The sequence below is a fragment of the Flavobacterium sp. Root420 genome (assembly GCF_001427905.1).
Lineage (GTDB): Bacteria > Bacteroidota > Bacteroidia > Flavobacteriales > Flavobacteriaceae > Flavobacterium.
In genome coordinates, this window is sequence record NZ_LMEF01000030.1 from 301,061 (window position 1) to 322,644 (window position 21,584).

At 33.7% G+C, this 21,584-nt stretch carries 12 protein-coding genes; 5 read left to right on the top strand and 7 right to left on the bottom strand.

Annotated features, from left to right (window positions below; all coding sequences use genetic code 11):
* Positions 1-20: 20 nt before the first annotated feature.
* The 3 genes from ASC72_RS24650 to ASC72_RS18760 all read right to left on the bottom strand — a co-directional run bounded on the left by ASC72_RS24650 (position 21) and on the right by ASC72_RS18760 (position 3,688).
* Positions 21-1,766: an MFS transporter gene (locus tag ASC72_RS24650; protein ID WP_056194367.1), complete on the bottom strand. Its 1,746-nt coding sequence runs from the start codon at positions 1,764-1,766 to the stop codon at positions 21-23.
* 178 nt (positions 1,767-1,944) lie between these two features.
* Positions 1,945-2,646, bottom strand: coding sequence for a LytTR family DNA-binding domain-containing protein (locus tag ASC72_RS18755; RefSeq protein ID WP_056194370.1), 702 nt, complete (start codon positions 2,644-2,646; stop codon positions 1,945-1,947).
* Positions 2,636-3,688, bottom strand: a complete 1,053-nt coding sequence (locus tag ASC72_RS18760; RefSeq protein ID WP_056194373.1) for a sensor histidine kinase — start codon at positions 3,686-3,688, stop codon at positions 2,636-2,638. Before ASC72_RS18760 ends, ASC72_RS18755 begins: the two co-directional genes overlap by 11 nt.
* 262 nt (positions 3,689-3,950) lie before the next feature.
* Here ASC72_RS18760 and ASC72_RS18765 point away from each other — a divergent pair, with 262 nt between their 5' ends.
* From ASC72_RS18765 to ASC72_RS23785, 5 genes are all read left to right on the top strand, one after another.
* Positions 3,951-6,983 carry a SusC/RagA family TonB-linked outer membrane protein gene (locus ASC72_RS18765; protein ID WP_056194376.1) on the top strand — a complete coding sequence of 1,011 codons (3,033 nt, stop codon included), beginning with the start codon at positions 3,951-3,953 and terminating at the stop codon, positions 6,981-6,983.
* Between the two features lie 10 nt (positions 6,984-6,993).
* Positions 6,994-8,574 (top strand): RagB/SusD family nutrient uptake outer membrane protein, encoded by a 1,581-nt coding sequence (locus tag ASC72_RS18770; protein WP_056194379.1) that lies wholly within the window; start codon positions 6,994-6,996, stop codon positions 8,572-8,574.
* 110 nt (positions 8,575-8,684) lie between these two features.
* Positions 8,685-10,622, top strand: a complete 1,938-nt coding sequence (gene nagB / locus ASC72_RS18775) for a glucosamine-6-phosphate deaminase (RefSeq protein ID WP_056194382.1) — start codon at positions 8,685-8,687, stop codon at positions 10,620-10,622.
* 145 nt (positions 10,623-10,767) lie between these two features.
* Complete coding sequence (locus tag ASC72_RS18780; RefSeq protein WP_056194385.1) at positions 10,768-12,834, top strand: beta-N-acetylhexosaminidase; 2,067 nt, start codon at positions 10,768-10,770, stop codon at positions 12,832-12,834.
* Between the two features lie 499 nt (positions 12,835-13,333).
* Positions 13,334-18,838: a DUF2012 domain-containing protein gene (locus ASC72_RS23785; protein WP_082564362.1), complete on the top strand. Its 5,505-nt coding sequence runs from the start codon at positions 13,334-13,336 to the stop codon at positions 18,836-18,838.
* Between the two features lie 355 nt (positions 18,839-19,193).
* On the opposite strand, the gene ASC72_RS18790 is transcribed toward ASC72_RS23785, so the two are convergent.
* The 4 genes from ASC72_RS18790 to ASC72_RS18805 all read right to left on the bottom strand — a co-directional run bounded on the left by ASC72_RS18790 (position 19,194) and on the right by ASC72_RS18805 (position 21,548).
* Entirely contained in the window at positions 19,194-19,754 is a 561-nt protein-coding gene (locus ASC72_RS18790) for a hypothetical protein (protein WP_056194388.1), read from the bottom strand.
* A gap of 65 nt (positions 19,755-19,819) precedes the next feature.
* On the bottom strand, positions 19,820-20,059 hold the full coding sequence (locus tag ASC72_RS18795) for a hypothetical protein (protein WP_056194391.1): 240 nt from the start codon (positions 20,057-20,059) through the stop codon (positions 19,820-19,822).
* A gap of 1 nt (position 20,060) precedes the next feature.
* Positions 20,061-20,573, bottom strand: a complete 513-nt coding sequence (locus ASC72_RS18800) for a hypothetical protein (RefSeq protein ID WP_056194394.1) — start codon at positions 20,571-20,573, stop codon at positions 20,061-20,063.
* A gap of 27 nt (positions 20,574-20,600) precedes the next feature.
* Positions 20,601-21,548, bottom strand: coding sequence for a WG repeat-containing protein (locus ASC72_RS18805; protein WP_056194396.1), 948 nt, complete (start codon positions 21,546-21,548; stop codon positions 20,601-20,603).
* Positions 21,549-21,584 lie beyond the last annotated feature (36 nt).

Consider the following 21,584-nt stretch of genomic DNA (forward strand, 5'->3'; position numbering starts at 1 on the left):
TTTTATTGTTATTTTATAGTTTAGTGACCTCCGCCACCGCCTTCAACGTGATTAATTCCTTGTCTTTTTAGTATTTTAGGGCAATAGAAACCATAGAATCCTAAGTATGCAAATCCAATTAATGGAACGATATAAGAGAAATGCGTCCATGTGATTCCGAAAATTCCGCCTGGACTTGTTAGGTCTAAATCACAAATACTTCCCTGAACCAAAGGAATAACTCCTCCACCAAGAATCATCATAATTAAGAATGAAGATGCTTTTCCTGTATTTTTTCCTAAACCTGCAATCGCTAAATCGAAGATAGAAGGCCACATGATAGATAAGAATAAACCTCCAGAGATAAAAAAGAATTTAGCAATTTGTGGATCTGGACAAACTAATCCAGCTAACATCATTAATAAACCTGATGCTCCGAAAAGCATTAACGTTTTACCGGCATTTTTACCGCCAACAAAACTCACAGCAATAAATAATAAAATCCAAATTGGATAAATGTAGAATGAAGAAACATCATGGGCAGCAAAAATGTTAGCTCCAATGATTACTCCAAATGCTATAGCTGGTACAATAAATTTTAATGCAGTATTTACTAAGTTTGAAGTATTGAAAACGTTTACACCACCATTCCAGCGTCCAATCATTAAACTTCCCCAATAAAGCGCAATAAATGGCGCAATAGCATCTTCTAATACATTTCCGAATTCGGCAGTTTTTAATAACGCAGGTAAATTACTGATGATTGTAACTTCCGTTCCAACATAAATAAAAATACCCAGCATTCCCAGATATAGTTGTGGGTAGTCTAAAATATTGAATTTTTCGTGCGCAACTTTAATAACTTCTTCTTCCTCTTTTACCGGATCTTCAATTTTAGAGAAGTTCATAAAAATAGCTACAATAATGAACGCAAATCCTAAGATAGTAAAAGGGAATTTTACTAATTTTAATTTTGTTTTAACGACTTCAAGAGGTAACTGAATTTTTGCAACATCCTTTTCAATCGTTTCGTATTGTTTTACAAACGGCTTTACTGAAGCGTTTGAGTTTTGTGAAATTGCAAGTAATTGGGCATCAATTTTATTAACTTGTTCTGTCAATGCTGCTGTTGCTGATTCAGTGATAGTTTTTGAATCTACATTGTCATTTGCAATTTCTTTTATATTTTCAGTTAATTCTTTTTTTAATTTTATGAAATCATTTTGTACAATTTCAATTGGCTGAAATTCTCTTTTTTTGTCTTGACTGTCACCCATTCCAAATAAAGCAATTCCCAGTAAAATAGCTCCAATTGTAGTTCCAAATGAATTAATACCTCCTGCCAAAGTTAGGCGATGCGCCCCTGTAGAAGGATTTCCCATTTTGATCGCTAATGGATTGGCTACAATTTGTTGAATTGAAAACCCTAGTCCCACAATAAATAATGCAGATAAAAAGAAAGGGAAACTTCCAAAAGAAGCTGCCGGAATAAACAAAAATGAACCTAATGCAGAGACAATTAATCCCGCAGATAGTGTTTTTTTATATCCGAATTTTTGTAAAACATCTGATTTTAGTGAAACTAAAAAAAAGATTAATGCTCCCACAAAATAAGCAGCATAAAATGCCCATGCAACTAACTGTGATTGTACCTGAGATAAGGTAAATACTTTTTTGAATACTGGAATTAAGATATCATTGGCAGATCCAACAAAACCCCAAAAGAAGAAGACGATTATCAATGAGATAAATTGCCCCCACTTGGTTTGCACATTTTCTGAACTCATAATTGAAATAAGGTTAATTTTTTAATTTATTGTTTTTTGAAGACCGTAAATATATTTGTTAAGTATATTAAAAAAAAATAAAAAGGCACAAATAATGTTAAATTTAAACCAACAACATCATTTTTTCAACAATGTGTTAATTTTTACCTAGTTAGAAAATGAAAAATGAAATGCTATTTTACTCCAGAATTTTGGTTTTTACATCTTTACTGTAGTTTCTGCCAATAGGAATAGTGTAAGATTGTATTTGAACACGATTTCCTTCAATAGATTTTACTTTATTTAAGGCGATTACATACGATTTATGGATGCGAAGGAAGCGATCTGCGGGTAATTCTTCAGATAATGAAGTTAAAGATTTATGCGTAATATAGGTTTTATCAGGAGTAACAACTTTGATGTATTCCTTCATTCCTTCAACAAATAAAATTTCTTCAATATTAATTTTCATCATTTTTTTATCAACTTTAATAAAAATATGAGAATCACCTTTTGTGGTTTCAACTTTAATATTGTTTTTTAAATTGTATTCGGTCGTAATTTTATTGATACACTTTATAAATCTTGGAAGCGGAATAGGTTTTACCAAATAATCTAAAACGTCCAGATCGTAACTTTCGGCAGCAAATTCCCTAAAAGCAGTTGTAATTATTACTTTGGTTTTGTTTTCGATCAGGCTAATGAGTTCAAATCCGGTCATCATTGGCATATTAATATCCAAAAATACAGCATCGACAGTGGTACTGTTTATAAAATCAAGCGCCTCTAAAGAATTATTAAATGTGCCTATAACCTCAAAATCAGTAAAATTATTGAAATAATTTTGTAAGACTTTGATAGCTAATGGCTCATCATCAACCAACACGCATTTAATCTTCATTATAAATAGGTATTTGCAAGCGGATTATATAGTAGTTCAATTTTGTTTTTTGTTTTAGGCTGAAATTGTTTTTATAAATTAACTTTAACCTTTTCTTGGTATTAGTTAATCCAATTCCACCTTTTGAATTAAGATTTTGTGAAATTACAAAATTATTTAGGATTTCAAAATCTAACATTTTATTGTCGATAACTTTACAATTGATCTTAATTTTTAAGTTTCGATTGTTTAAACCGCCATGTTTAAAAGCGTTCTCGACCAATGAAATAAATATTAAAGGAGGTACAACAATGTCTTCAATATTAGATTCTAAATTGATCGTAACTTCTACATTTTCAAAGCGTAACTTTTCAATTTCAATATAATTCTGAATATAATCTATTTCTTTTATTAAAGGAACAAATTTGGTTCCTTTTACATCATATAAAACATATTCCATCAAATTTGATAATTTAATGATAACATCAGGAACCTTGTTTGAAGACTCTAACGATAAAGCATATAAATTATTTAAAGTATTGAAAAAGAAATGTGGCTGAATCTGGTTTTCAAGATACTTTAATTTGATTTTGAATTGATTTTCTCTTAACGACCTGTTTCTTTCCCTCTCCCGCAACCATGTTAAAGTCAGATAAACTGAGGAAGCCATTGCTAAAACATATAATTCCCCAATACAAACGGCCACAATGTGATTGATCTCGAAAGGATGGTATTCACGATTTGCTTCTGGCCAGATATTTTCAGATATAATATAATAGGTAAGGGCTGTTTTGAGTAGATAGATCGCAAATAAACTTAATAGTAACGAAAAGGTGTAGGTGATGTATTTCTGTTTCAATACATAACGCGGAACTAAAACAAAGAGATTAAAATATACCAAAGGAATGTGCAGCGAAAACTCAACTAAATTTGATTTAAAAGAGTACGGATAGTCATTGAAGTACGCACCCCAACGTAAAAAGTTTAAAGTGAAGTAACTGCCCCAAAACCAAAAGTGATTTTGAAGTTTTATGTCAAAGTTTAATTTTTGAATTTCGTTCAACTTAATGATAGGATTAGCTTTTTAACTATTGTTTAATATAATGCAACTTTAAACAATTAGTTGGTAAAACGCAATTCTTTTAAAGAAAAAAGCAAGAAAAACTTAAAATAGCTTAATATTTTTAAGTGAAAACGTTTTCGAAAAACGCATTATTGATTGTTTTGTGTCGTTTGTTTAAAAAATAAAGCTGTTTGTATAATTTATTTTTTTTAACAATACCTTAAGAATAATTTTACCTCATAACTAACAAATAAAAATAAACATGAAAAAAATTTTCTTAATCTTTATGATTGTTTTTACTGCGCAAGTTTCACTTGCTCAGGTAAAAAGTGTCAAGGGTGTGATTACAGATTCTGACGGGATGCCGTTACCAGGGGCATCTGTTGCAGTACAGGGAGGTCAAAAAGGTGCTACTACCGATTTTGATGGTTTGTACTCAATTGAAGTACAAAAAGGACAGACATTGGTTTTTAGCTATGTAGGTCTTGAAACTCAAAGTATAGTTGTAGGTGATGCTGCTACAATTAATGTGAAAATGAATACTGCATCTACTAATGCATTGAATGAAGTTGTAGTAACTTCTTTAGGTATTAAGAAAACAAGAAAATCTTTGACTTATGCAGCTCAGGAACTTAAAGGAGAAGAGTTAACAAGAGTAAGAGATGCCAACCTTATTAATACTATTGCAGGTAAAATTGCAGGTGTTGCTGTAACTAAAAGTTCAAGTGGTACCGGAGGGTCTACAAAAGTTGTAATTAGAGGAAATTCATCTGTGTCAAACAACCAGCCTTTATATGTTATTGATGGTATTCCGTTGTATAATGGTTCTTCAAGCCAACCAAATGATAGTTTTGGTAGTACAGCTACAGGAAACCGTGATGGTGGAGATGTTGTTTCTCTTATTAATCCAGATGATTATGAAGGAATGACTGTATTAAAAGGTGCAGCAGCTTCTGTATTATATGGTAGCCAAGGTGCTAATGGGGTAATTTTATTATCTTCAAAAAAAGCAAAATCAGGTAAACCAGCTCTTACAGCTTCGTCTGTAACAACATTTGAATCAGCAGCTTATTTACCTAAATTTCAAAGCGATTATATTGCTGCTCCAGGCGCTGACGAATCATGGGGGCCTGCTGGAAAATCTAAAGATCATGTAAAAGACTTTTTTAATGTTGGAACGACACAAATAACTTCTTTAGGATATTCAACTGCAGCTGAAAATTCTTCTACTTCGTTTACTTATTCTAATACTTCCGGAACAGGTATCATGCCAGGAAACAGTATTAAGAAAAATAATTATGGTATTCGTCAAACAGCTAAATTCTTTGATGATAAACTTCTTTTTGCTGCAAACGCAAATTATACAACTCAGGATATCGTAAACAAACCAGTAAACGGATTTTACTTCAATCCTTTGACAGGAGTTTATTTGATGCCAAGAGGAAATGATTTTAACTATTATAAAGATAATTATGAAGTTTTTGATCCAAATAGAAACTTAATGGCTCAAAACTGGATGACAAACAGAGATATTATGCAAAACCCATATTGGGGTATAAACAGAAATAAATCTGTAGATAAAAATAATTTCTTTAATGGAGCATTGTCTTTGACTTATAAAGCTAATAATTGGTTAAGTATTGCAGGAAGATATAGCTATAATAGAGCAGAGAGTGCTTTTGATAAAAAAATATACGCAACAACTCAAGGTACAATATCTCACATAAATGGTAGATATTATGTAGAAAATGCAATAAGCACACAACGTTATGCTGATTTAATTGCTACCATTAATACAAAGTTTAGCGATGATTTTACTTTCAATGCTAACATTGGTACGAGTGTTACTAATACATTAGGTAACCAAAAAACTATTTTGGATTCAGGAATTGGTGGTGGATTAAAATATGCGAACTGGTTTACATTACAAAACTTCAATAATAATTCAGGAAATTATCAAACGATCGATTCCAGAAAAGAAGTACAATCTGTATTTGCAGCTACTACTTTTGGATATAAAGAAATGTTATACTTAGATGTTGCCGCTCGAAATGACTGGTCATCAACATTAGCAAATACATCTAGCCCAAGTTATTTTTATCCATCTGTAGGTTTAACTGCTATTATTAGTGAAATGACAACGTTACCAGAATGGATTAATTTTGGAAAAGTTCGTGCTACTTACGCAGAAGTTGGTAATGACGTATATCCATTTGTTACTACTCCAACTTATTACTATACTCCGGGTGTTACAGATCCAAAGCCAAAAGTTGCTCCAAAAGAAGGAACATCACTGAAACCGGAATTGAAATCAGAATATGAACTTGGTACGGAATGGAGAATGTTTAATAATAGATTTACATTCGAATTATCTTACTACAATTCAGAAACTAAAAATCAATATTTACAAGTTGTTGCGCCAAAAGGAAATTCTCAAGGAGTTGATTTTTACGGTATCAATGCAGGTAGTATCGAAAATAAAGGTTTTGAAGCAGTGGTAACTGCAGGAATTATTAGAGGAGACAAATTCTCATGGGATTCAAGCATTAACTTTTCACAAAACAAGAATAAAGTTAAAGAAATCCCTATTGAGTTGGGAGGTAGAGTTAATTTAACTGAAGCAGGTGTAAATAGCTACAGATATGCTTTAATTGAAGGAAAACCATTTGGAGTTATTGAAGGTATAAACTTTAAGAAAGATGCTCAGGGAAGAATGTTGCTGAATGATGACGGAACAATTCAAAAAACTGATTTTGAAGAGGTTGGAAATGCTAATCCTGATTTTATGTTAGGTTTCTCTAACTCTTTTAAATTTGGATCTTTCTTCGCTAATGTATTAATTGATGGACGTTTTGGAGGTGAAGTAATGAGTTTGACACAAGCGCAAAATGATTCTTTTGGAGTGTCTAAAGCTACAGGTGATGCCAGAAATGCTGGTGGTGTTAGTGTAAATGCAGTTAGAGCTAGTGACGGAACAGCAGTTTCGACTATGGATGCTCAACTTTACTATACTCAGGTAGGTGGTAGAGCTGGAATCACGGGAGAGTATGTTTACAGCGCAACTAATGTTAGTGTAAGAGAACTTTCTATTGGATATAATTTCAGCACTAAAAAATTACCATTTATTCAGAATGCAAGCATTTCTTTAATTGCAAGAAACTTATTCTTTATCTACAAAGATGCACCATTTGACCCAAATATTGCATTAAGTACAGGCGAAGGTTTACAAGGTGTTGATATTTATGGATTACCATCTACAAGAAGTATCGGTCTTAATTTAAATGTAACATTCTAATTTTAAAAACATGAAATTAAATACAATAAAAAAAACAGCTATCTGTATATCATTACTCGCAGCAGTAGGTTGTACAGGTGATTTTGAAGATATTAATACCAATCCAAATGGTATTACTCCTGAATTATTTGAGCAGGATTTTAATCATATCAAAGGAGGTTTTGCTCCTATGTTTAATAATATCCAGGTTTTAACACCAGAATGGGTTTATCAATTACAACAAGGCTTAAATTCTGATATCTGGTCAGGATATATGGCTACACCAACAGGTTTTGCCGGAGGTATCAATAATACAACTTATTCGTTAGTTGATGGTTGGAATGGATTTATCTGGGATTACGCATACAGTAATGTGATGTTTAATGCCTACGATATTGCCCAAAAATCTAAAGGTAAATACGATCAATTCTATGCCCTGTCTTTAATTTTAAAAGTAGAAGGTATGCATAGACTTACAGATACTTTTGGGCCTATTATTTATTCAAAATTTGGAACTACCGCTTCAACTATTGAATATGATTCACAGCAGGAAGTTTACACTCAGATGTTTGCTGAATTAGATCTGGCAGTTGCAGAATTAACAAAAAGAGTAGATGCAGGAGAAGCTTCTTCTTTTGCAACAACTGATATGTCTGCTTACGGTGGAGATTACAAAGCGTGGGTAAAATTTGCAAATACTTTGCGTCTAAGATTAGCAATGCGTGTTGTTAAAGTTAATCCAACATTGGCAAAAACAGAAGCTGAAAAAGCAGTTGCTCACAAGTTTGGTGTATTTATGACAAATGCTGATTTATTTAAAGTTGTTTCTCCAGTTTATACTAATCCAATTGCTACAATTAGTGGTGCATGGTTAGATATCCGTATGTCTGCTGACATGGAATCAATTTTAGGAGGATATCAGGATCCTAGAATGGCTACGTATTTTGATCCATCAGCTCAATTTCCAGGACAGTACAAAGGCGTTCGTACAGGTATTGATATTGCAGCAAAATCAGATCATCAGGATTTTTCAGGAATTGGAGCTGTTGTCAGATCTAAAGAAATTGTTTTAATGACTACTGCCGAAGCTTATTTTTTACGAGCTGAAGGAGCTTTAAGAGGCTGGAACATGAATGGTACTGCTCAGGATTTATATGAAGCCGGAATAAAAGCTTCATTTGAGCAAAGAGGTGCTTCAGGAGCTGCTGCTTATATCGCTGATAATACAAAAATGGCAAAAGCGTATGTAGATCCTAATTTCCCTGTGAATAATTCGCCTGCTGTAAATAATGTTACTGTTGCGTGGGATGCTGCTGCAACTAATGAAGTTAAATTGCAAAAGATTATTACTCAAAAATGGATTGCTGGTTTCCCGGAAGGACAAGAAGCTTGGTCTGACTATAGAAGAACAGGTTATCCTAAACTTTTCCCTGTACTTAAAAACTATAGTGGTGGTACAATTACTACTGAATTTGGTGCACGTAGAATCAATTTTGTTCAATCTGAAAAAGCTGGAAATTCTGGTGGTGTTGCTACCGGAGTTTCAAAATTGGGTGGTCCTGATAATGGAGGAACCAGAGTTTGGTGGGATGTTAACAAAGCAAACTTCTAAGAAAACATAAAGATTAAAAGAATTTTAGTTTGGTTTAGTAAATGGTATAAGTAACATTAGTTGCTTATGCCATTTTAAAACCAACTTAATAATTACCAAAAAAGAAAAAAATGAAAAGTGCTTTAGAAATAAAACCTGATATTAGCTATAAAAGTGCAGGAAAATTTGAAGAAACGCGATTTGAAAAAATCCATAATGAGATCTTCAAAAGTTCTGCCGAGGCTTCTGTAATTGTAGCGCAGGAAATCGCTCAGTTAATTAGATCTAAACAAGAAAAAAACAAAGCTTGTGTATTAGGTTTAGCAACAGGTTCTTCTCCTATAAAAGTATATGAGGAATTAGTTAGAATGCACAAAGAAGAAGGACTAAGTTTTAGCAACGTGATCACTTTTAATCTGGATGAATATTATCCGATGACAAAAGAGAACAATCAGAGCTATCACTATTTCATGCATCAGCATCTTTTTAATCACATTGATATCAAGCCTGAAAATGTAAATATTCCTGATGGTACTGTGACGATTGATGAATTAAATCAATACTGTATCGATTACGAAATGAATATTAAGCAAGCCGGCGGCCTTGATTTTCAATTATTAGGTATCGGACGTACAGGTCACGTAGGTTTCAACGAACCTGGATCTCACATTAACTCTGGTACAAGAATTATTACACTGGATCACATTACAAGAGTAGATGCTTCATCTGACTTTAATGGTATTGATAACGTTCCTAAAAGAGCAATTACCATGGGAGTTTCTACGATCATGAGATCTAAAAGGATCGTATTAATGGCGTGGGGACAAAACAAAGCCGATATCATCAAAAGAACTATTCAGGGTGATATCAGTTCAGAAGTTCCTGCTACATTTTTACAAAACCATCCCAATGCAACTTTCGTTTTGGACCAGTCTGCAGCGGTAGAATTAACACGTTTTAAAACACCTTGGTTAGTTGGAGAATGCATCTGGACACAAGAACTAAAAAGCAAAGCGATTGTTTGGTTATGCCAAAAAACAAAACAATCTATTTTAAAATTAACAGACAGAGATTATAACAATAACGGAATGTCTGATCTTTTGGCACAGGAAGGTTCTGCTTACGATTTGAACATTAATATGTTTAATGTGTTGCAGCATACCATCACAGGATGGCCAGGCGGAAAACCAAACACAGACGATTCTCATCGTCCGGAAAGAGCCAATCCTGCAAAAAAAAGAGTGATTCTTTTTAGTCCACATCCTGATGATGATGTGATTTCTATGGGAGGAACTTTTTCAAAATTGATAAAACAAGGTCACGATGTACATGTTGTATATCAAACCTCCGGAAATATAGCGGTTACTGATGACGAGGCTTTAAAATTTGCTGAAGTTGCCAAAGATTTTATCGGCGAAGCAGGCAGTGGAATAAATTTCAAATCGGTTATTGAATTTTTGAATAAAAAATCAGAAAACCAGATTGATTCTTTGGAAGTTCGAAAATTAAAAGGACTGATCCGAAGAAGAGAATCTTATGCTGCGACAAGATACATCGGTCTAAAAGATGAAAATACCCATTTCCTGGATCTTCCATTTTATGAAACCGGACAGGTGAAGAAAAATCCGCTAGGTCCCGAAGACATTGCAATTGTAAAAGACATTATCGCCAAAATAAAACCACACCAGGTATTTGCTGCCGGAGATCTTGCCGATCCACACGGAACACATGAAGTTTGTCTGAATGCCATTTTTGCTGCGATGAAAGAGCTAAAACCGGAAAAATACATGGACGATTGCTGGTTATGGTTATACCGAGGAGCCTGGCACGAATGGGATATTCACGAAATTGACATGGCCGTTCCGCTTTCTCCATCAGAAGTATTATTGAAACGTCATGCTATTTTATATCACCAGTCTCAAAAAGACAGGGTTATGTTTCAAGGAAACGATTCAAGAGAATTTTGGGTTAGGGCAGAAGACCGTAATAAAAATACAGCCATATTATATGATGAATTAGGTCTGGCAGAATACGAAGCGATTGAAGCCTTTAAACGCTTTGATTACTAAAACTAGTTTAAGATTCGATTAGCGAATCAAATTTCAAAATTCAGTTTGATTTTATAATGAAAGTGAGGTTCAATAGAAGTCATTCTGAGTTTTGTTTCTTTTATCTTTTTGTTATCCCTGGATAGCATCTTTCAAACACAATAAAATGAAATATTTATTAGTCCTACTATTAGCGGGTTTAACTTCTAGTGCTCAAATTCAAAAAGAGCAATTAAATCTTATGCCCTGGCCTCAAAGTGTTGCTTTAAGCGAAGGAAATTTTACTTTAACCAAAAATTTTAAAGTAAATATTACCGGAAATCCCAATCCAAGAATTTTTGGTGGTGTGACCCGTTTTTTACGACGATTAGATGGTAGAGCAGGTATTTTTTTCGAACAGGGTTTTATTACAAAGCTAAATGAAGTTCCAACAGCAGAACTTCAGATTAACTGTACTAAAAGCGGAAAAATTGGTTTGTACGAGGATGAAAGTTATCATTTAGACATCAAACAAAATAATATTACAATTAATGCAACAAGCGATTTAGGAGCGTTACATGGTCTTGAAACGTTATTGCAGCTGTTGCAAAATAATAATAACTCATTTTATTTTCCAAACGCACAAATTTCAGATTTTCCAAGATTTACCTGGAGAGGTTTGATGATAGATGCTTCAAGACATTTTCAGCCGGTAGACGTTATCAAAAGAAATATTGATGGATTGGCTGCAATGAAAATGAATGTTTTTCACTGGCATTTAGTAGACGATCAGGGTTGGAGAATTGAGATGAAAAAACATCCAAAACTAATTGAATTAGCTTCGGATGGAATGTATTACACACAAGAGGAAATTAAAAATATCGTAAAATATGCTGATGAGCGCGGTATTTTGATAGTTCCGGAAATAGATGTTCCGGGTCACGGATCTGCAATACTTACGGCTTACCCGGAAATTGGTAGCAAAGTGATTACGCTGACTGGTGGAACTTCAGAAAAAAACATACAAGGTACAGCAATCGCTACCTATGGAATTGAAAGAAATGCTGGTATTTTTTCGCCAACATTAGATCCTTCAAATCCTAAAACATACCAATTATTAAGTGAGCTTTTTGATGAAGTTTGTCCGTTATTTCCAGGAGCTTATTTTCATATCGGGGGAGATGAAAATGAAGGGAAAGACTGGGATGCAAATCCGAAAATCCAGGCGTTCAAAAAGAAAAACAACTTAGCTACTAACCACGAATTGCAAACTTATTTTACCATGCAATTAGTGCCGATGCTTAAAAAGCATGGTAAACAATTGATGGGCTGGGAAGAAATTTTGACAAAAAACATGTCAAAAGAGGCTATTATTCATTCGTGGAGAGGACCGAATGAAGGTGTTGTGGCTGGTCAATCATTAGTTGATGCCGTAAAAAAAGGATACAAAACAGTATTGTCAAATGGATTTTATATTGATTTGATGTATCCGGTTGAGAGTCATTATTTAAATGACCCAATGCCAAAAGGCGCTGACTTATCAACAGAAGAAAGAGCCAGAATCTTAGGAGGTGAAGCCACTATGTGGACAGAGCTTGCAACACCGACAACAATAGATTCAAGAGTCTGGCCAAGAACAGCTGCAATTGCAGAACGACTTTGGTCGGCAGAAAATATTACAGATGTCGCAAATATGCGTAAACGTCTTGATGCAATTTCATTTAGACTGGAAGAATTAGGACTGACACATATTCGTAATAAAGAAGTAATCTTAAGAAACGTTGCAAACAATCAAAATACACAAGCATTAAATGAATTTACAAATGTTTGCGAACCATTAAAAGGATATAAACGTAATAAAGGCGGAACAGAATACCAAATGTATTCTCCATTCACATTGTTTGCAGATGCCTGCACACCTGATGCGAAAGACTCTTTAGCTTTTGATGCGGCAGTTACACAATATTTAGCAAACAAATCGCCTGAAAATAAAGCAAAAGTGATTGCATTTTTCAACAAATGGATTGCTATGAATAAAGGATTAATTGAACTGAGTGCTACTGCACCTTTAGTACAGCCAATTTTGCCTTTGTCTAAAAAGTTAACCGATGCATCGCAGGAATTGTTACTTGTTTTAGAGAATAAATCAACATTAAAAAATGATGATTTAAAAAATTTAATAGAGCAATGTAATAGCAAAGATCACGCAGATGTTGAATTATCAGTATACGAAAGTCTTAAAAAATTAATTTGAAGTTTGGTTTGAATTAGTATGTTCTAGTTAGCATGATTATTTAGTAGTTATCTATCTCTACCGGAATTTCTGGTAGAGATATTTATCTGGTAGTCAGAATAATTTCAATCTTTTTCAAAACAACATAAAAATAGAAAGCTTTAAAAAATAACCATTAAAGGAGTAGTAACATTTAAAACCAAATAAAGAGAATAAAAACAAAACATGACAAAAAATAGAATTTTAGATTGATGAATCCCCAAGTTTATCTTCTTGTATTTAATACTAATTTTTTAAAAATTATATATAAATATCAATCAATACTATTAGCTAGTGATTATGGTAGAATCGGTAATAGTAATATTTATTTATAGAAGTAATATGAATTAATTTCCAATTGGCTGCAATTCCACTTTGCAGTTGGCTGAAACCCAGTTATTGTTTTTTATATGCTACGTTTTGGCATGTATCATATGGTAACCGGAATATTTATTTTTCTATTAACCAATATTAATTAACTATGAAACATTATTACAGATTGCTTTTTTTGTTACTGTTTCCCTTACTTGCGTTAGCCCAACCAGCTCACGGTAAAAAAGTAGTAGGGTATTATGCGCAATGGGCTATCTATGCACGGGATTTCAATGTCCCGAAAATAGATGGAAGTAAATTGACGCATTTGAATTATTCTTTTTATGGGACAACTTTTGATCCTGCCCATCCGGAGAATACAAAGTTATTATGTTTAGATTCGTATGCTGATTTTGAGCATATGGAGGGGGGAATCCCATGGGATGCCCCTGTAAAAGGGAACTTTTATGATTTGATGAAACTCAAGGAAAAGTATCCACACTTAAAAATTTTAATTTCTGTTGGAGGATGGACTAAAGGTCAGGATCTTTCTCCTATTGCAGCAAGTCCCATTGCAAGAGCCGCTTTGGCTGCAGACATGGCAAATTTTATTATAAAATACCCATTTATTGATGGATTTGACATTGATTGGGAATATCCTCTTTCTGGAGGTACAGACGGTACTGAGGTAATTAATGGAGCACCAATTCCTCCACAGAAGTATAGTCCGGATGACAACAAAAATTTAGTGTATTTATTAAAAGCAATGCGTCAGGCAATGCCAAATAAATTAGTCACTATAGCTGCCGGAAATAATGTACGAAATGTTGCCCAACAATATTTAGGGCCAAACACAAGAGCGCAATACGGAATGACAGAAGATATTTCGACTTATTGTGATTATATCACTTATTTTGGATATGATTTTGGTGGAAACTGGTATGATAAAACCTGCCTTAATGCTCCTTTATATTCAAGTGGAAATCCAAATGATCCGTTATACGGAGCAACTCAATCAGAATCATTAGACGAATTAACAAATCAATATTTAAATGTTGTTGGTTTTCCTGCCAATAAATTAATCATGGGATTGCCTTTCTACGGGAAAAAATTTGATCACGTTGCCAATAACGGAACCAATCCTAATTTACCAGGATTATTTGTTTCAGCACCAAGAGATATCGTTTCAGGATGTACAAATCCACAAAACCCTGTTGGAACATGGGATGGACCTGCTGCCTGCGAAAAATCAGGAAGTATTGAAATTTGTGATTTAGTTGGGAATCCGGTTACCAATTCTCATCCTTATTTAGATCCAAATACCATGTTAGTTACGCCAACTGCAGCAGCTGCGGGATGGGTACGCTATTTTGATAATACAACTAAAGTTCCTTATCTATACAATGCGACTTTAAAACAGTTTATCAGTTATGAAGATAAACAATCAATGGATTTAAAAGTACAATATATTAAATCGAGAAATCTTGCCGGTGGTATGGTTTGGGAATTATCTCAGGATACCAGAGGTTCTGTTTCAAATGCATTATTAAACCAGATTGATACTTCTTTTGGAAGCGTTGTTCCGGGAACGGTAAGTATTGCAGGTTCTGTAAAAAACGGATCAGCTTTAGTTCCGGATGTTACGGTTGAATTAAGAGATGCAAGCAATGCGGTATTGCAAACAGTGGTTTCTACAGCAGGAAATTTTACATTCAATAATTTACCTTCTGGGCAAACTTATAAATTAACAGCGCTGAAAGCAACGTATACCTTTACACCGGTAACTTTAACGAATGTTACAGTTAACCAAACTGCTGTTGTAATTAACGGAACTCAGCCAACCTATACTGTAAGTGGAACAGTATTAGACGGAACAACGCCAGTATCAGGAGTTACGGTTTCTGCTACTTCCGGATCAACTGTTTTAACTGCAGTTTCAAATGCAAGTGGGGTTTATAGTGTTGCAGGATTAACTGCCGGACTTAACTTCACAGTTACAGCGGCAAAATCTGGATTCTCCTATACACCAACTTCTACCGTTTATAGTGCAATTGATGCGAATAAAACACTGAATTTTGTTCAGGGTGCGCCAATTGTATATTATACAGTAAGCGGAACTATTTTGAGTAATACTACTCCGGTTTCAGGAGTTACAGTTACAGCAACTTCAACAGGAGGAACGTTTACGGCAACTACAAACGCAAGTGGCGTTTATACAATTGCTAATTTGCCATCAGGCGGAAATTATACGGTTACTGCTGCCTTAGCAGGACAAACGTATACTCCGGCCTCGACAGTTTATACGAATTTAACAGCCAATAAAACATTAAATTTTACACAAGATATTATTATAGTTGGTGCAAGTAAAATTAGTGGAACAGTTAAAAACGGAACAATTCCAGTATCTGGTGCAAAAGTAGAATTGATTTTGCCCTGGACAGATAGTACACATCAGTATCAAAGTAAAATTGCAATTACAGATGCACAGGGAAAATACAGTTTTGACAATGCTATTTTAGCAGGATATACAACAATTACAAGCTTAAAGTTAAACACTTGGGAAAACGGAGATGTTGTTTATTTACCAAACAATCTAACGAACTTTGCTGTTCCAGCAAATCCAACTGTTTATGATTTTAATACAGGTGCAGTTACGACAACTTATACTGTTAGCGGAACAGTTTTAAACGGAGCAACTCCAGTTTCTGACGCTACAATTTCAGCAGTAACAGGAACAACAACTTTAACAGCTACTTCAGATGCTTCTGGTAATTATAGTATTGCTAATTTGGTTTCAGGATCAGATTATACAGTAACTATTGCTAAAACAGGATTGACATTTACACCAGCTTCAACAGTTTACAATGCAATCAATTCAAATAAAACGCTGAATTTTACACAAGTAGTAAGTCCTGTTTATTACACCGTTAGTGGAACAGTTTTAAACGGAACAGCTCCAGTTTCTGGCGCGACGATTTCAGCAGTTACGGGAACAACTACTCTAACAGCAACTTCTGATGCTTCAGGAAATTATAGTGTTGGTAATTTGGTTTCAGGATCAAATTATACAGTTACAATTGCTAAAACAGGATTGACATTCACACCGGCATCAACGGTTTACAATGCAATTTCTTCTAGTAAAACACTGAATTTTACACAAGTAGTTACGCCAGTTTATTATACCGTTAGTGGAACAGTTTTAAACGGAACGACAGCTGTTTCAGGCGTAACGGTTTCTGCTACTTCAGGAACAACTACTCTAACAGCTACTTCAGATACTTCAGGAAACTACAGCGTTGCTAATTTAGTTGCAGGTTCAGATTATGTTGTAACAGCGGCTAAAACAGGTTTAAGTTTCAGTCCGGCTACTACAGTTTATTCTGCCATCAATGCAAATAAAACATTAAACTTTACTCAAAATGTAGTAAGCGGAAATCTAATTAGCGGAACAGTTAAAAATGGGTCAACTCCGGTTTCTGGTGCTAAGGTTGAACTAATTTTACCTTGGACGGATAATACTCACGATTATGTAAGTATTATTGCAACCACAGATGCTTCAGGAAATTTTAGCTACAACAATTCAGCTTTAGCAGGATATTCAACTATCACAAGTTTAAAATTAAATTCATGGGAAAATGGTGAAGTGACTTATTATCCAAATAACTTAACCAACTTTGCAGTTCCTACAACTCCAACGGTTTATAATTTTAATACACAAACGGCGATTGTGACTAAGCCAGTGGTTACCATTACCGCGCCAACAGCTTCGGCGATTGCTATAAATTTAGGATCAGCAATTAATTTTGTTGCAAGTGTTGGATTAAGTGCTACTGACGCCACTACAATCTCATCTGTTGTATTTAGTTTAGATGGACAAAGCCTGAGTGCTACCAATTCTTCGGGAACTTATACCTCGATTTGGACACCGGCAGCAAATCAGTTTTCGCTTAGTCATACATTAATTGTTACGGCTACTGCATCAAACGGAACAACAGATTCAAAAACATATAGTTTTACATTAAGTTGTTCAGGTGCAAACTGCCCAAATTCATTGCCTGTAATTACTTGGAATTCACCATCGAATACTACTGTAAACCAAAGTTCTTTCCAGGTTGTGCCAATTTCGGTTACAGCTGTTGATAGTGACGGATCAGTTTCAGGCGTTAGTATTACAATAAATGGGGGTACATTTAACATGGCAGCAGGTGCAAATAATACCTATACGTATAATTTTACACCATCTGCTTATCAGGATTATCCAGTTATAATCAAAGCAACAGATAATAAATCTGCTGTAACTACATTAAACAATACAATTAAAATTGCTCCAGTGAGCACTAATAGATTCATTGCGCTTCCATCTAAAGTTATTTTAGGATATGCGCATTCTTGGGAAAATACTTCTGCTCCGTTTTTATATTTTTCTCAAATGGTAGGAAGTAAGTTTAACGTAGTTGATTATTCTTTCGTAGAAACAGTTAACCGTGATGGTTATACACCAGTATTAACTACAAATGACACTAGATATTTGACCAATGGTGTTTTCAATAAGCAATTGTTGAAAAATGATATAAAATCCTTAAGAGATAGCGGCGTTCCTGTTATTGTCTCTATTGGAGGTCAAAATGGTCATGTTGTTTTAGACAATGTAACTCAAAAAAATATTTTTGTTAATGGTCTAAAAGCAATTATTGATGAGTATCAATTTGATGGAGTTGATTTGGATTTTGAAGGCGGATCGATGAATTTTAATGCAGGTGGTTTAAGAGATATTTCTTATGTGGGTATTTCTGCTTATCCAAGATTAAAAAACATAGTAGATGCCTGCAAAGAATTAAAAGCGTACTATGGTCCTGGATTTTTATTAACTGCAGCTCCGGAAACACAATACGTACAAGGAGGATATTCTACCTATACTGATACTTTTGGTTCCTTCCTGCCAATCATTCAAAACTTGCGTAATGAATTGGATTTGTTAGCTGTACAATTGTATAATACAGGAGGAGAAAACGGATTAGATGGTCAATATTATGGTTCAGCTAAGAAAGCAAACATGGTAACAGCCCTAACTGATATGGTGATAAAAGGGTATAACATTGGTACAACAGGAATGCATTTTGATGGTTTACCGGCCTCAAAAGTTCTTATTGCATTACCAGCTTGTCCAAGTGCAGCAGGTAGCGGTTATTTAACTCCGGCAGAAGGAATTAGTGCTATGAATTATTTAAGAACCGGAACCACTTTTTCAGGAAGAACATACACTATGCAGCCAGGCGGACCATATCCTTCTTTAAGAGGTTTAATGACTTGGTCTGTAAACTGGGATGCATCTTCTTGTGGTAATTCATCTGAATTATCTAAAGCGTATGCCGCTTATTTTGCTTCGCAGTTAACAGCAAAAACATTAGCTGTTGATAAAATTGAGTTAAAAGGTAGTACGATAGCTTATTTTAGAAATGATGCTTTATCGGTTACAAATGAAACCGAAGATATTGCTCAGGTTGATGTATTTAATACAATCGGACAATCATTGGTAAGTTATAAAAATACTCAAAACAATAAAGAAGTCCTGCTTCAAAACCAAAGTTTCACAACTAAACAATTGTTTATAGTTGTCGTAACAGACAAAGCAGGAAATAGAAAATCATTCAAAGTAATGAACTTTTTAAACTAGTTATAAAGAATGGAAAATTTAGAAATAAAAAATTGGGACAGTTAAAATTGAGTTTGGTTATTTATTTTTTAATCTGGTTTTTATTTCGAATAAATGCATCGAATTTAAGTGATTTGTTATTTGGTTTTCACTTAGGGTAGAGCATTATAAGCCCGGCAATTTATTGCCGGGTTTTTTTATTTTTAAATATGAAATGTAATTAGTTAGAAGAGTTAGGATTTTAATTTTTTTTAGGAGCTGTTTCCTGCTATCCGCTTGTATCTTTTATGGCTCCCGAAGCCTCGGGACTGCCATAAAAGGATACCGCTCCTATCAGGGCTCTAGGGCACTCGCTTTCAGAAGGAAATTTTTCTTCTCAATAATAATCGCGGTCAAAGCGACTCTTGAAAAGATTCGTTAATTCTAAGGAACGAGGATCTAAAATTTGCGATTCGCTATACTCCAAAGCATAATTAATTTCTAGAATATCCAGTTCAATACCCAGGTCATTTGTATCACGGGTATACTTGTAAAAACTCAGATGTTTGTCATCCAGAGGAGGATTTTTTTGGTTATTTTTTTCTATTTCCTCTAAGATAATAGCAGATTTAAATTTAGGAATTTGTAAAATCTTATTTAAACTTCCGTCTAAGTTAAAAATTACAGCATTGTTTGGACTTGGATATAATTTACTATTTCTGAATATTGCGATCACATATTCTAAGTTAGCCGTTGGAAAACCTTCAACGCTTGCTTCTTTATCAAAAATTGATATTTCTAATCCATTGTATTCCCAAGCAATTCCAAACTTTTTTCCTTTTAAAAATTCTTCTTTTAGACTTTTCTCAATTTTATCAAAATAAGATAGGTGAGGGGAAAGTATGTCAATTGGAATTGAAATCCCGTTTTCATTAGTCTTTTTCCAGTTTTTAATCATAGTTTTATTTAAATAATATCAGAATTATATGTTATATCAATTGAAGATTGTAAACGCATTTTATTCTAATTTTGTTTATTATTATAAAACCAGTTCTCTGGAATTGTTCGGTATAGAATAATTTCAAATTTCTTACATACTGGACATTCGATAAATCGCTCTCCGCCTTTACTTATATTGTTTTCATCAAATGGGACGTCCCTGATTTGTAAATAACCTTCATTACAGCTTGGGCATAAAAGTACAGCATTGCTATTAGATCTGAATTTTTCTGCAGCATCCAACCAGTTTTTTCTTTCTTCCATTTCAGTATTCAGGGTTAATCATTTTTTGCGAGAGTTTTAAAAGTGAATCTTTCATTGCTTTAACCCAAAAGAGGTTTTCTTTAAAAATATGATTTTCTTTATCATAATGGTTATAATACTCAATGTATTTTTCTTGTACCTGACTGTTTTTATGAAATACATCTAAGATATTAGAACCATAATTGTACAATATTTTATCCAAAACAGATTCTGGAATTATTGTTTCACCAATCTTGTAAACAGAAACAAAAACTTCTCCTTTTTGCAGGTTTCTATGCATAACACTTTTTATCCAAGCCTGATCTTCCCAGTCAATATCGTTGTACATTCGCAAACTTAAAGGTTCATATCCTGTACTTTTTGAATTGCTGATATCAGTAATGAAATCAGGAAATTGTTCTATTCTAATAGACGAAAATAAAGCTGATAAAACGTTGTTTTCAGGTTCGAAATCAATTCCTATTGTACATAATTCTCCTTTGTTATTTACTCTTTCTTTAATGAAATAATCCATAATGTTTTATATGTAGTAAAGTAAAGATTAATGTTTAGTTCTCTTCGAATTTTTCTTAATCCATTTATCAACCTGAATTTTTCGCTCTACATATTCAGAATATTTTTTACGATTTACTAAATCAATATAAGATACATAGAATTCTTTTCCATCTTGAGAAACTTTAAAAATTTTATAGTCATCATAAGTTTCATTTGCTCCATGAAAATAGTGATCACAAACTTCAAAAGTTTTGACTGTATAGTAAGGTTCCAATTTTGAAGGTTGCTGTACAATCTCAAAATATAAATCTTTTACAATACAATCTATTTTGTAGATTTTGATAATTTGATCTTTTCGTTTTTCAAAAAAATCTAAAATTTGCTTTTCCTGATTATTATATTGAAATTGATACGGAATAAATTGATGATTTTCGGTTTCAAAATCCTTGGGATGATTTCGTTTTTCTGTCGGTACTATTTCCAATCCCTTTTTATCTATATAGCCCCAGGTTCCTCCAACCAACGGAGGATGTTCATCATCTTTCGATCGGTCAAAATAACAGCCTTGACAATATTGGGCAAAACCAAAATCCATACTGGAAGCCCAATCATATTTAGCCGAAATTATTTTATTTCCGTTTCGATCTGCGAAGCCTAACTTTTTGTTTTCCGTAAATCTCATTAAACTTTCAGAAAAATCATCTACACCGGCATCAAAAAGATAAGGTTCAAAAAGGTAATTCCCGTTTCGGTCATATCCTTTAAAATCTTCTTTGGCAACCCAAAAAAATAATATATTTTCCTTTAATTCTTCTTGTAAAATTCCATCGTAAATAGAAGGCACAATAGTATTTGAAGCTGGAATAATAATTTTACCATCTTGATTTTTTACGCCTAAAAGACTATCTTTTTCAATATAATAAGAGAGCTTTTCAGTTTGAGAAAAAACAGAAAAGTGATTTAAAATTAAAAGCAGCAAAAACATTTTTTTCATCAAAAAAGATTTTAAGAGTAGAAGCGAAATCAAATG